This window comes from Sorangium sp. So ce1335 (genome assembly GCF_051521615.1).
GTDB lineage: Bacteria > Myxococcota_A > Polyangia > Polyangiales > Polyangiaceae > Sorangium.
The window spans coordinates 4,318,784-4,332,111 of the sequence record NZ_CP150363.1 but is presented as its reverse complement, the minus strand read 5'-3'; the positions used below and the strand labels follow the sequence as shown (position 1 = coordinate 4,332,111).

At 72.5% G+C, this 13,328-nt stretch carries 9 protein-coding genes; 3 read left to right on the top strand and 6 right to left on the bottom strand.

What is annotated here, in order from left to right:
- Positions 1-6: 6 nt before the first annotated feature.
- Positions 7-390, top strand: a complete 384-nt coding sequence (gene crcB / locus WMF24_RS15960) for a fluoride efflux transporter CrcB (RefSeq protein ID WP_437737268.1) — start codon at positions 7-9, stop codon at positions 388-390.
- A gap of 45 nt (positions 391-435) precedes the next feature.
- On the opposite strand, the gene WMF24_RS15955 is transcribed toward crcB, so the two are convergent.
- The 6 genes from WMF24_RS15955 to rpsB all read right to left on the bottom strand — a co-directional run bounded on the left by WMF24_RS15955 (position 436) and on the right by rpsB (position 8,667).
- Positions 436-1,521: a hypothetical protein gene (locus tag WMF24_RS15955; RefSeq protein ID WP_437737267.1), complete on the bottom strand. Its 1,086-nt coding sequence runs from the start codon at positions 1,519-1,521 to the stop codon at positions 436-438.
- Between the two features lie 656 nt (positions 1,522-2,177).
- Positions 2,178-4,199 (bottom strand): hypothetical protein, encoded by a 2,022-nt coding sequence (locus WMF24_RS15950; RefSeq protein ID WP_437737266.1) that lies wholly within the window; start codon positions 4,197-4,199, stop codon positions 2,178-2,180.
- Positions 4,196-5,548 carry a hypothetical protein gene (locus WMF24_RS15945; RefSeq protein ID WP_437737265.1) on the bottom strand — a complete coding sequence of 451 codons (1,353 nt, stop codon included), beginning with the start codon at positions 5,546-5,548 and terminating at the stop codon, positions 4,196-4,198. The genes WMF24_RS15950 and WMF24_RS15945 overlap by 4 nt, the downstream gene beginning before the upstream one ends.
- Positions 5,549-5,618: 70 nt before the next feature.
- Positions 5,619-6,563 carry a polysaccharide deacetylase family protein gene (locus tag WMF24_RS15940; RefSeq protein ID WP_437737264.1) on the bottom strand — a complete coding sequence of 315 codons (945 nt, stop codon included), beginning with the start codon at positions 6,561-6,563 and terminating at the stop codon, positions 5,619-5,621.
- 9 nt (positions 6,564-6,572) lie between these two features.
- Positions 6,573-7,523 carry a translation elongation factor Ts gene (gene tsf / locus WMF24_RS15935; protein ID WP_437737263.1) on the bottom strand — a complete coding sequence of 317 codons (951 nt, stop codon included), beginning with the start codon at positions 7,521-7,523 and terminating at the stop codon, positions 6,573-6,575.
- Between the two features lie 259 nt (positions 7,524-7,782).
- Entirely contained in the window at positions 7,783-8,667 is an 885-nt protein-coding gene (gene rpsB, locus WMF24_RS15930; RefSeq protein WP_437737262.1) for a 30S ribosomal protein S2, read from the bottom strand.
- A gap of 505 nt (positions 8,668-9,172) precedes the next feature.
- Between rpsB and WMF24_RS15925 the strand changes: the two genes are divergently transcribed.
- Both WMF24_RS15925 and WMF24_RS15920 read left to right on the top strand, forming a co-directional pair.
- Positions 9,173-11,221: an IPT/TIG domain-containing protein gene (locus tag WMF24_RS15925; RefSeq protein WP_437737261.1), complete on the top strand. Its 2,049-nt coding sequence runs from the start codon at positions 9,173-9,175 to the stop codon at positions 11,219-11,221.
- Entirely contained in the window at positions 11,221-13,266 is a 2,046-nt protein-coding gene (locus WMF24_RS15920; RefSeq protein ID WP_437737260.1) for an IgGFc-binding protein, read from the top strand. The genes WMF24_RS15925 and WMF24_RS15920 overlap by 1 nt, the downstream gene beginning before the upstream one ends.
- Positions 13,267-13,328 lie beyond the last annotated feature (62 nt).

Genomic DNA, 13,328 nt, shown 5'->3' with positions numbered 1-13,328 from the left:
AAACGGATGGATAGGTGGTTCTGGATCGGCCTCGGCGGCGCGGTGGGCACCCTCGCCCGCTATGGGCTATCGACATGGTGCCAGCAGCGCTTCGGCGCTGGTTTTCCGTACGGAACGCTCGCCGTCAACGTGCTTGGCTCGTTCCTGCTCGGCGCCATCGGGGAGATCGCCGCGACGACGGAGCTCCTGTCGCCAACGCTCCGCCTCAGCCTGAGCACCGGGGTGATGGGCGGCTTCACGACGTACTCGAGCTTCAACAACGAGACGATCAGGCTCATCGAGCACAAATCGTGGGCCGCGGGGCTCACCAACATCGGGATCACGCTGGTCGGCTGCCTGCTCGCGGGCGTGCTCGGGATGGCCGTCGCGAGGCGGCTCATCGCGAGCTGACGCGGTGGGGGCGGGCGCTGAGGAGGGCTGGTTCGGGGGCCGGGCTCAGCCGCCAGCGCCGGGACTCGGTGTGGCCTCCGGCGTCGGCGCGCTGCCGCTCGGCGCGCTGCCGCTCGGCGCGCTGCCGCTCGGCGCGCTGCCGCTCGGCGCGCTGCCGCTCGGCGCGCTGCCGCTCGCTGCGTTGCCGCTCGCTGCGTTGCCGCTCGGCGCGCTGCCGCTCGCTGCGTTGCCGCTCGGCGCCTCGCCGCCGCCGGACGGGGCCTTCTTGGCCGAATTGCCGGAGCGGGTCTCGAACATCCACGCGGCCTTGTTCAGCTCGGGGACCAGGATGGTCCCATCGACCCGGCGCGCGGCCCGGAATGCGCGGAGGATCTTCTCGATCACGATCGCGACCCTGCCGTCCTGGAGATCGAGCGCCCGCTGGGTCACCCGGCGCCCCGCGGTGACCTGGACGCTGGCAGTCCCGCGCACCCGCTGCGCCGTGGTCCGGAGCGCGGCCGCGCACTCGGCGCCGACGTCATAGTCCTCGAGGAGCTGCGCGTCCTGCGGGTCGGCCCGCCGGGTCTCGTCGATGAAGGCCGCGAGCGCCTCGAGGCCCCTGGCGAGGTTCTCGGGGGAATCCGCGCGCCCGACGATGGCGTCGACCCGCGCCATGCGGCGCGGGCCGAGCGCGTTGCGCAGGCCGTCGTAGCAGAGGTCGCGCTCGGCGATACCGTCGCGCATCGCGCTCCGCCCCTGCACCTCGAGCGCGGCCCGGGCGCCGGCGACCTCGGTCGCCGCCGCGTCGTGCGACCGCTTCATCGCCTGGAGCCTGCCCGCCTCGGCGACGAGCAACGGCAGGAGCGCCTCGGGCATGCGCACCTTGCTGCGCTGCGCCCCGGACAGCGAGCCGAGGATGCGCCGCGCCGAGGCGACGAACTGAGGAACGTCATCGATGAGGCTCTGCGAATCGATGCGCGTCCCCTCCGCGACGAGGTCCTCCTCGGGAATGCCCGCGTACGTCCGCGCAGCGAAGGCGCCGTCCGCGGGGCCGAACTCCCGCGCGAGCGCGTCGAGGGTGGTGGTGGAAACGACAGGTGCCTCGGCCGGCGAGGTCGCCGGCGCGGGCTTCTTGGTCTTGGAAGTCGCCATGAGAGGGGAAGCTACGGGAAAGCGTCAAGGAACGGAGAGCGAACACCTCGCTCCGCAAGATCACGTCGCGGCGATCCAGTCCGAACGAATGCACGGGGCGGGGAAAGCGGCGCAGGGTGGGTCGCTGGGGCGCGCTCGGCGGGACACGACGCGCGCACCAGGCGAGATCGACGGCGCCACGACGGCGGGCGGCGCGCGCGCGACCGGCGAGGGAACGCGCGCAACCCCTGTCGCGCCGGCGCACCACAGACGCGGGGCGCGCGCACCGCGCGGGGCGACGCGCGCGCAGGCGGCTCGGACGCGCGCACGACGCGCAGGGAACACGCGCACGGTGGCCGGGAACGCGCGCACGACGCGCCAGGAACGCGCGCACGACGCGCAGGGGACGCGCACACAACGCATCGCGTCACACGCCTTCCGCTTCCGCGGCCGGTGAGCGCCGCGCAGCAGGCTCGCCGCGTCGAGTACGGCGGGATGAGATCTCCTGCAGGGGATCTGCCTCGCGAGAGAAAAGAGAATTCAACGCAAAGGCGCGAAGGCGCGAAGGCGCGAATAAAAATTTCATTCATTTTTGCGTCTTTGCGCCTTTGCGCCTTTGCGTTGAATTCTCTCTCCCGATCCCTGGCCGGACCCCTGGTGAGTGGAACCAGGGAAACTCAGGACGGTCGCGCTGCAGCGCAGAGCAGCTCGTCCCACGCGGGCGCGCCGAGGCCCCCGAGGGGTTGGGCGAGCGCCGCGGCGCGCTGCGCGGCGGAGCGGGCGTCACCGGCGCCGGCGCTCGCGAGGCGCCGCGCGAGCTCGCGGTGCGCCGCCACGGCGAGCACGCGGCTCACGTGATCCTCGGCCGTGTCGCCCAGCAGCGCCTCGGCCTGGCCGGCGAGATCGCGCGCTGCTGCCTCGGTCTGATCGCCGTCAGGCCAGAGCGCGGTCCGAAGCAGCTCCACGACGAGCCGCGCGCGCAGGCGCGATCGCCGGTCCAGGCCGAGGCGACCCCAGGCGTCGATGAAGCCGCGTGCGCTCTCGAACCACACGCTGGCGCGTGCAAGATCCCCCGTGACCATCGCGAGGAGCCCGGATGTCATCGCGTGAAAGGCCTCTGCGCGGAAACCGCCCTCCGGCTCGGGCTCCCTCCAGCGCGAGAGGACCTGTGGGTCCCTCGGACGCCCGAGCAGCTTCGTGGCTCGCTCTTCGTTTCCACGAGCGATCTCGACGAGCGCCGTGGCGACCTCGCAGCGGCGAGGGAGGCTCGCGTGCTCTTCCGGCCAGGCTGTGCCCTCGACGCGAGCTCGATCGAGCTCGCGAGCCGACGCGTCGAGGTCGCCGGAGAGAAAGTCGAGATCCGCGATGATGATGCGCGCGATCGCCTCCTCTGCCACAGGCTCGTTCCCGGGCGATCCCGTGCGCTGCCCGGAATCGAGCAGCGCGCGGACCTGCTCTCGCGCCGCGGCGATCTGGCCGCGCTCGGCGAGCCGGAGAAGCCGCGATCGAGCGACGAGGGGCCGGTAATATTGCCCGACGGCCTCGGCAGGCGCCTCGATACCGGCGGCCAGCGTCCGGTCGAGCTGCTCCGCGACCTCGAGATGACCTAGGCACCAGCGCACGAGCGCGTTGGCCCGCAGCACCCACGCGGTCACGTACGGCGATACGGCCGCCCAGGCACCCCCTCCGCCGGGGACGACGCCGGCGAGCGAGAGCGCCCGGCTCGCATGGACCGCGGCGGCGTCCGCGCGATCCTGCGCGGCGACCGCAACGGCAAGCTCCGAGAGCGCGACGGCCGTCAGCTCCGTCTGGTCGTCCGCGGCGCGCTCCAGGAGATGGGCGAGGAGCTCCTCTGCATCATCGAAACTCCGCACGGCGAGCAACTCGTCGGCCCGGCGCAAATCTCGCTGCGCCAGGGCGGACGGCGCAGCGCCCCATAGCCCGGGCTGCTGGCTCGCATCGCTGTTCATCGGATCGGCGGCCCAGCGCGCGGCAAGGATGTCGTCGATCCAGGGCCTGACCACGATATCGCCGCCGAAGAGCGAGAGCGGTGAGGCGGCACGCAGGAGCAGCAGCGCGTCGTCAACGCGCCCTCTCACGCCGCCCGGCACCGTCGCAGGCAGTGACGGAGAGGTCCCGCGCGCGACACCCACGAAGGAGATGGATCCCTGCGCGTGGGCCTCCAGGCCGCCACGGGTCGCGCTCGCGCCCTCCTCGATGACGTACTCCCCGCTCCGGATCGACCAGACGTCCGGCGCAGCGGCCGCGAACACGGGCGCGAGCGCGGCCGGCAGCATCACCACGACCTCGCCGCGGGATGGGCCGAGGACGTTGCGCTTCTCGTTCCAGAGCGAGAAGAAGCGCGCCCACGCCTCGGTGTCCGCGTAGGTCGCGCGCGACGCGTCCACGAGGTGGATCGCGCCGCGCAGCTCCTCCGGCGGGTCGAGGAGCGGGACCAGGACACGATCGGCGAGCTCGCCGTCGGTGAGCGGCGTGTCCTCTGTCCGCGCGCTATACGGCTCCAGCCGCACGAAGCGGGCGCCGGTCCGCCCGAGCCGCGGGAGCTCGTCGGAGAGCGCCGCGACCAGCCCGTCCGCCGCGCGAGGGCTCGCGCACCGCGCGAGGTAGAGGTGGAACCGCCGCGAGAGCGCGAGCGCCCGGACCAGCCGCGAGCGCTCCCCGCCCGCGGCCCCCGTCATGCGCCCTTCTCCGCGGCGGCGTCCTTCGTCGCGTCGGGCGTCGCGTCGGACGAGGGCGCGGCGAGCTCCTGCATGCCGGCGACGGACGGGTGGACGTCGACCCACTCGTCGTCGTTGAGGTACCGCAGGATCACGTTGTTCTGGAGCAGGTGATCGGCCGCCTCGCGCTCCTGATCGTTGCTCGTGATGAGCCGCTTGGTGCGGTTCACCGTGGCGAGCCACGGGATCGCGCCGCTGTCGTAGACGATGCTCCGGTAGGCGTTCCCCGCCCGGTGGAGCTCCCGCTCCAGCGTCTTGGCGTCGACGGGGAACGTCTCCAGCTCGAGCAGCGTCTGGAGGAGCCGCACGATCTCGCGCGGATAGCCGCCCGACCAGAGCGCGATGTCGCGGATGCGATTCCTGAGCGCCGCCTGACCGAAGATCTCGTCGAGCGCGGCCTCGTCGATGCGCTTCTTCACGAGCTCCGTGATGACCTCGACGCCCTCGGGGTGGAGCCTGCCCTCGGCGTCCCGGACCTTGATCATGGGCAGGAACGACACCGGCGGCTCGACCATGCGGCGCGCGAGCGCCGGCGGGATCGTGTAGAGCACGTGCACAGGGAGCTGGAGGTAAGGCGCGCCGGTCGAGAAGATGCGCTCGGCGCTCTCGAGCACCGGCTTCCACGTGAGGCTCGTGCCCCGGAGCTTCTCCAGCGAATCGAAGAGGATCACGACGCCGGAGTACCCGAGCTTGCGCGCACGCCAGTCGAGCTCGCGGAGCTCGTCGTGCACGAAGCGGACGAAGGTGGACAGGTGCCGGGCGACGATCTCGCGGACCCGGTGGCGCACGGTCGGGTTCGTCTTCAGGTTGAGCTCGACCCCCGCCTTCGCGCCCGCCCCGACGCCCGCCGTCAGCTTGCCGATCTCCACGTCGGTCCGCGAGAGCCAGGCCCAGAGCCGCCGGTGAGGCCCGTCCGTCAATGCGTCGGCCGCGTCGCCTCCCTCCGCAGCCAGGACGGTGCGCTCGGCGTGAAGCAGCACGAGCGCGAGGACGTCCGAGATGTCGATCTCCACGGTGAGATCGAGGACATCGTCCGCGTCGATCAGGACCGTGAGGAGGTTGCGCCGCTTCGGATCGGAGAGCCTGGCCGCGAGGCGCTGGATCTCCGTGCTCTTCCCCGTGCCGCGGAGGCCGGTGAAGAGCTGGCAGACGGGCGTCCTGGAGAGCTCGATCTGACGCGCGAGCTTGTTCGTCCAGTGAGCCCCACGCACGCCCCGGTGGTCGATGTCCACGTTGCGCGCGTCGCCCGGCGACAGCGGTTCGTCGGGGTTGCAACGGTTGTAGAGCTCCTGGAGGCGCTCGAACTCCATCGCCGGGAAGGTACCCGACGGCCCCGTGCTCGTCAGGGAATTCGCGCTGGCCGTCGACGCCGGCCCCTCGTCACGCCACGAGCGCGCGCTCCCCCGCCGCCTCATCCAGCCGCACGAACCGCGCGCCCCGCCGCGCGGTCTCCTCCACGAACGCCCCGAGCGCCTCGAGCCGCCTGCCCCGCGGGACGCGCAGCTCCGGCTGGTACGGCGCGAGCGCCTCGAGGCCGTCGCTCCGGTCGAGGAAGTCCATGCCGTGCAGCTCCAGGTTCACGAGCGCCTCGCCGGCGCAGGCGCGCGCGAGCCACCGCGCCCCCGCCGCGCCCGCGAGCGCCACGCTGGTGCCGATGACCGGCAGCCGGAGCCCAGGCGTCACCTGGATCGGCAGCTCGACGAAACGCCGGCCCCCGCGCCGGTACCACGGCCGCCCCGGCCGGTACGGACGGCGCGGCGCCGCGAGCACCCGCGGCGTGTCCAGGATCGCCGCCGATCCCCTCCCCTGCGCCCGCTGGACGCCCATCACGACAGCCTTCGCGGCGTAATACGGCGGGCACGGGAACACCGAGGAGTCGAACGCGACGCCGACCGCGTCGAGCGCGTCGAACAGCGCGTCGCTCACCGTGTACCCCGGCGCGCGGAAGCCCGTCGGACGGCGCCCGACCGCCTCCGCGATCGCCTCGGCGCCCAGGAGGACGTCGGCCGCGATCGCGGCGCGCGGGAGCCGCGACAGGTCGTAGCGGTGGCTGTACGAGTGGTTCTCGACCGCGTGGCCCGCGTCGCTCAGCGCGCGCAGCGCCGCCCCGCTCGCAGGGCGCGCGAGGTCGCGGCCGATCGCGAACAGCGTGACGGGGATGCCGTGGGATGCAGCGAAATCCGCGATGCGCGGCAGCGCCGCGTCATAGACCGCGTGCAGCGCGGCCGCCGCCCCGGGGGCTTCCGGGGCGGCGAGGCCGTGGAGGGCGAGGTAGTTCGGGACCTCGTCGAGGTCGATCGAGACGGCGGCGAGGCGCCCCCCCATCGGACCGCGTCAGCTCGCGGCCATCTTCGCCACCTCGGCGGCGAAGTCGTCCTCTTTCTTCGCGATGCCCTCGCCGCGCTCGTACCGGACGAAGCGCGTGACCGTGAGCTCGCCGCCGGCCGCCTTGGCCGCCGCCTCGCGGAGCTTGTCGATCGTCATGCCCGACACGCCGCGCGACGCCGCCTCGACCGACTCCTGCTCGATCAGCGCGACCTCCGAGTACCACTTGTTGAACTTGCCCTCAATGATCTTCGGCCACGCCGCCTCCGGCTTCGGCTTCGGATCCTCGCGGAGCTGCGCCTCGAAGATCTCCTTCTGCTTCGCCTTCAGCTCCTCGGTGATCTCCTCCCGGCGGAGGACGAGCGGGCTCATCGCGGCGGCCTGCATCGCCGTGTCCTCGATGAACTTCTGCACCTCGGGGTGCTCCGCCACCGCCTGGCTCGAGGCCTCGACCGCCACGAGCACGCCGATCTTGCCGCCGAGGTGCACGTAGGCGTGCGCGACGCCGTGCTTGCCCTCGGAGATCGACACGCGATCCCAGCGGCGCACCGCGACCTTCTCGCCGATGCGCGCGGTCAGCTCCGTCGCGACGTCGGCGACCGGCTTGCCGCCGATCGAGAGCTGCGCGACGTCCGCACCCGCGGGCGCCTTCTCGGCCGCGGCGAGCACGTCGCCGACGAACTGCCGGAACGCGTCGTTGCGCGCAGCGAAGTCGGTCTGGATGTTGACCTCGACCATCGTCGCGCTCCGCCGATCGGCCGCGACGACCGCGCGGACCTCACCCTCGGTGGCGGACGCACCGGCCCGCTTGGCGCTCTTCGCGAGACCCTTCTTGAGGATGATCTCGACCGCCTTCTCCATGTCGCCCTCGGCCTCCGTGAGGGCGCTCTTGCAGTCGCTCATCCCCGCCTGGGTACGCTCACGAAGCTCCTTGATCGCCTGCGCATTGATGCCGGCCATGGCTCTTTCTCCTTCAACCTAGATTAGGTAGGAGCCGCGCCCAGCGGCCCCTCTTCATCGCACTTCAGACCTGTGTCAACGAACGCCCGCGCGACGCGCTGGTCGGACCGCAAAGGCAAAGAGGGCGCAGAGAGGTGAAATTTGCATTTCTGTCCCTGCGCCCTCCGTGCGCCGCGGTCTCCGATCCCGCCGGGCGGGAGGCGACATCGTCGCCCACCACCCGGACCGCCGGGCCGCTCCGATGCGGCTCGCGCCGCCGCTACGACGCCTGCTGCTGACGCGGACCACCGCGGCCGCCGCGGCCGCCCTGGTACACGTTGATCTCGTCGCGGCCGCGACCGCCGCCCGCCGGGGGCTGCGAGCCGTGCGCGCCCTCGCCGTGATCCTTGCGGCGCTGCGCGCCCTCGACGCACGCGTCCGCGACGCGGGCCGTGATCAGCCGGATCGAGCGGATGGCGTCGTCGTTGCCAGGGATCACGAAGTCGACGAGATCCGGGTCGCAGTTCGTGTCCGTGATGGCCACGACCGGGACGTTCAGCTTGCGCGCCTCGCTGATCGCGATCGACTCCTGGTGCGGATCGATCACGAAGATCGCCGCGGGCAGGCCGCCCATGCCCTTGAGGCCGCCGAGGTACTTCTCGAGCCGCTCGCGCTCCTTCTCGAGGCGGACGACCTCCTTCTTCAGGAGCTGCTCGTACGTCCCGTCCTCCTTCATGCGCTCGAGGGTGCGCAGGCGATCGAGGCCCTGCTTGATCGTGCGGAAGTTGGTCAGCGTGCCGCCGAGCCAGCGGTTCGTGACGAAGTACATGCCCGCCCGGCGGGCCTCCTCCTGCACGATGTCCTGCGCCTGGCGCTTCGTGCCGACGAACAGCACGTGGCCGCCGCGGCTCACGGCGTCGGTCAGGAAGTCGTACGCGCGCTTGAAGAGGCGCGTCGTCTGATCGAGATCGATGATGTGGATGCCGTTGCGCGCGCCGTAGATGAACGGCCGCATCTTCGGGTTCCAGCGCTTCGTCTGGTGGCCGAAGTGTACGCCCGCGTCGAGCAGCGAGCGCAGCGGGAGCGGGAAATCCCCCGGCTGGGGGGCAACGGCCTGCATGGTGTCGGCCGCGGGAGCGGATGCGGAATAGCTTGTGTCAGTCACGGCAGTGTCCTTTCGGTTGGTCCGCCGCTCCCCCTCCCGCGACCAACCCCACGCGCGGACAGGAGCGTCCGTGTCCGTGGGGCACCGGGTCGCGGAATGCCGTGGTGCCAGGAGAGCGTGTGGATTCACGCGCAGCGACAGCGAGGGCGAGGATTCAACCCCAGCTGTCCCCCTCGTCACGAGACCGCACGAAGGGGGCGGTTTGCTACCCCGATGGGCTCCGCTTGTCAAGCGGCGGCGCGGCCGCGTCTGCGGCTGGTTTCCCGCGTGATTCCCGCGCGGTTGCCGCCGCTTCGCCCCGGGCTCGGCGCGATGAAACCGCGGGCGGAGGCGCGCCGCGCAGAACGGGAGCGCCGAGGCGCGCCGTGTCCCGGCCCCCACGATGACGTACACTCCGCCCGTGCGACCCGCCTTCCTTGCAGCACGCTTCGCCTCGATCCGCGCAAGTTACGCGCGCGGCGCGGCACGCTGGACACGCTTCGCTGCCTGCGCCGGCCTCGCCGTCGTGTCCGCCTGCATCGCCACGGCGCCCGAGGGCATTCGCCGGCAGACCGACGGAGACGGAGGCGGCGGCAGCGACTTCGGGGTGGACCCGCAGGCCACGGCGTCGTCCACGAGCGCCGGGCTGCCGAGCGCCGATCCGCACGCGCTGCTCGGCGCAGACCCGACGCACGGGCCGTTCAACGGGGGCCAGCGCGTCCTCCTCCACGGCAACGGCTTCAGCTCCAGGATCCGGGTCTGGTTCGGCGACGTCGAGGTCGATCCGTCCGCGATCGTGGCCGTCGATCCAAGCCGGGTCCAGGTGGTGGCGCCGCCGGGCGCTGCCGGGCCGGTCGAGCTCGTCGTGCAGAACGGCGACGACGCGTCGACCCGGAGGGCGCTGCCGGGCGGGTACGTCTACGACGCGCTGTACGCGTCCCCGTCGAGCGGGCCGATCTCCGGCGGGACGACCGTCGAGCTCATCGGGCAAGGGACGCGCTGGGACGCGACGACCGTCGCCAGGATCGGTCAGAAGCCGTGCACGGCGCTCGCGGTGGAGGGGCCGACGCGGCTCGTCTGCACCGTGCCCAAGGGCACGCCGGGGGCGAAGACGATCGCGGTGACGACCGGCGATGAGACGATCCTCGTGCTGGACGGCTACACCTACGAGGACAGCACGAACGGCTACAAGGGCGGGCTCAGCGGGGCGCCGCTCGCCGGGCGGCTCCGGGTGCTCGTCTACAACAACTTCACCGGGGACCCGATCCCGGGGGCGCGCGTCGTCGTGGGCAGCAGCCTGGACGCCGCGCTCACCCGCGAGGCGGACGCGTCCGGCGTCGCCGTGTTCGAGGACGCCTCGCTCGACGCCCCGCGGACCGTCACCGTCGCCGCGACGTGCCACAGCCCGATCTCGCTCGTCGATGTGCCTGTCGACACGGCGACCGTGTACCTGGATCCGGTGCTCACGCCGGCCTGCGGCGCGTCCGGCGATCCGCCGCCGCCGGTCGGCGGCAAGGTGGGCACGGCCGGGGTGCTCGACGGCGAGCTCGTCTGGGACAACGAGTCGCTGGACCCCGGCGGCGCGACGTGGAGCAACGTCCCTGGCCCGCGGCGCGAGACAGAGCGCCAGGTGGCGTACGTGTTCACGGCCGGGAGCGATCCGCTCGCGACCTTCAGGCTGCCGCCCGCGATCCAGGCGCTCACCCCCGGGACGCCGGGCGACGTTGGCCACGGGTTCACGATGTACCTCGCGCCCGGGAGCCGCACGCTCTACGCGCTGGCGGGGATCGAGGACCGGTCGGTGGACCCGCCGCGGTTCACGGCGTACGCGATGGGCGTCGTCCGCGGGGTCCCGGTGCTCCCGGGCGAGGTGACGAGGGACGTGTTCGTGCGGATGAACCAGCCGCTCGACCACGCCCTCGAGATGGACGTGACAGCGCCAGCGAAGGGGCCGAAGGGGCCGGACCGCATCCAGGCGAACGTGTCGGTGATGATCGGCAACGACGGGTTCGCCACGCTGCCGATCGGCGCCCAGAGCCCGCTGATCCCGTTCGACGGGAGGCTGACGTTCGTGGGCGTCCCGCCGCTCGACCGCGATCTGCTCGGCGCGCGCTACCACTCCTCGGCGCGCGCCGTCACCGGCAAGGCAGGGCTCGCGCCGATGTCCGTCGTCGGGCGGGTCCTCTCGACGACGACGAGCGAGCCCGTGCGCATCGGCGACTTCGTCGGCGTGCCGACCCTGGAGACGCCGGCGCAGAGCCGCGCGTGGGACGGCGCGCACCTCGCGACGTCGTTCGGCGCAGGCGCGCCCGTGGACCTCAGCGTCTACGACATCGCGAGCGGGAACGGGCTCATCCGGTGGACGATCGCCGTGCCGGCGGGGTCGCACGCGATCGAGGTGCCGGACCTCCGGCAGCTCGGGGTCGAGAACGGGTCGATCCCGCCGGGGCCGATCACCATCGGGGTGTACGGGGCGCGGATCGACGGCTTCGACTACGGCAAGCTCGTCTACCGGCAGCTCACGCCGCAAGGGATGACGGCCTACTCCCTCGACAGCTTCAGCGCGCACCTGTGATGAGCAAGCCGCCCCACCCGACGCACGCTCGCCGGAGGCCCCGCAGCGCCGGGCGATCCGCGGCGGCCGCGGCCCTCACCGGCGCGGCGTCGCTCGGGCTCGCGCTCTCGCCGAGCTGCTTCGACAGCGGCACGCGGTGGGCCGAGCTCCCCGAACAGCCGCCGCCCCCGCCGCCCTGCGCGGCCGGCGAGCTCCGGTGCGGCGCAGAGCTCGCGCGCTGCGAGGAGACCGACGCGGGGCCGGCCTGGGTGACGGTCGACGACTGCGCGGCCCAGGGGCTCGTGTGCGCGTCGGTGGAGCTCGGCTGCAGGGCGTGCGTGCCCGGCACGACCTCGTGCCGGGGGCAGGACGTCGTGGCCTGCGCGCCGGACGGCAGCCTCGGCGACGTGCTCGACACGTGCGACACGGGCGCCGGCGAGGCGTGCCGGGACGGGGGCTGCCCGCAGCTCTGCGACGTCGCCGAGATCGAGCGGAGCAACGTGGGGTGCGAGTACTGGGCGGTCGATCTCGACAACGCGCGGATCGACGCGACGAGCAACGCGGCGGCGCAGCAGTTCGCCGTCGTGATCTCGAACCCGCAGCCCGACGTGCCGAACGAGGTCCACATCTTCCAGGACGACGGCGCGCCGGGCGATGCGCCCGCGCCCGTGGAGATCGCGAGCGCGATCATCGCGCCGCTCTACCTCCAGGTGTTCAAGCTCGGGCCGCGCGAGGTCGACGGGAGCCCCGAGGGGGAGTTCAACACGGGCACGCACACGGCGCTCACGCGCCACGCGTACAAGATCACGTCGAAGTTCCCCGTCGTCGCGTATCAGTTCAACCCGCTGGAGAACGTCAACGTGTTCTCCAACGACGCCTCGCTCCTGAAGCCGCGCGAGGCGCTCACGTACAGCCCGGGCGTCATGTCGACGGCGTACGTCGTGACGGGGTGGCCGCAGACCATCGCGAGCACCGATGATCCGGACACGAACTTCGATCCGCTGAACCCGATCGATCTGCGGGCGTTCCTTACGATCGTCGGGACGCGCGACGGGACGACGGTCGAGGTGAAGACGACGGCGCGGGTGGTCGGCGGCGGGCCCGTGCCGGAGACGCCGGCGAGCGGGTCGATCGAGGTGAAGCTCGGCGCGTTCGACGTGCTCAACCTGGAGACCGGCGGGTTCAACGCGGACTTCACCGGATCGGTCATCAAGGCGGACCAGCCGATCGCGGTGTTCACCGGCAGCGAGGCGTCGGACGCGCCGCACTTCAGGACGCTCGCGGACCGGCGCTGCTGCGCGGACCACCTGGAGGACCAGCTCGACCCGCTCCGGGCGACCGGCAAGCGGTTCGCCGTGCCGCACACGCCGAACCGGTCGCAGACGGTGAAGCAGGCCGGCGCGCGCATCGAGGTCGTGCCCGAGCCGGAGTACGTCAGGATCATGGCCGCGACCGGCAGGGGCGCCGAGATCACGACGACGCTGCCGCCGCCGGACGACCGGATCACGCTGTCGTCGCTGGGCCAGTTCCACGACGTGACGGCGTGGGGCGACTTCCTTATCGACAGCTCCGAGCCGGTCATCGTGTCGCAGATCATGGCCAGCCAGAACGCGACCGGCGTGAGGCAGGGCCTGCCGGGCGGGGACCCGAGCCTCGTCATCCTGCCGCCGATCGAGCAGTTCCGGCAGGACTACGTGTTCCTGACGCCGGACAAGTACGCGTTCGACTTCATCTCGGTGATCGCGCCGCCGTCCGCCGTCGTGCAGCTCGACGGCGTGACGCTCGGGCCGGAGGAGTGCGAGATCGCGCCGGCGGACGGGCTCACGGAGGAGCAGCGCGGGCGCGGCGCGCCGCCGCTCGTCGTCTACCGGTGCCAGCTCAGCTTCGCGACGATCGATCCGGAGAAGCCGGCGCCCGACAACGTGCTGCCCGGGCGGCAGCGCGACGGCGTGCACCGGATCGCGGCCTCGGCGCCCGTGGGGCTGCTCGTCACGGGGTTCGACTCGTTCGTGAGCTACGCGTACGCGGGCGGCACCGAGCTGCGGGAGATCGCGGCGCCGGACTGAGCCGGCGGGCGGCCGCCGCCCGCTGCCAGGCGTCGCCGCGCGCCGCGTCGCGGCCGCCTGGC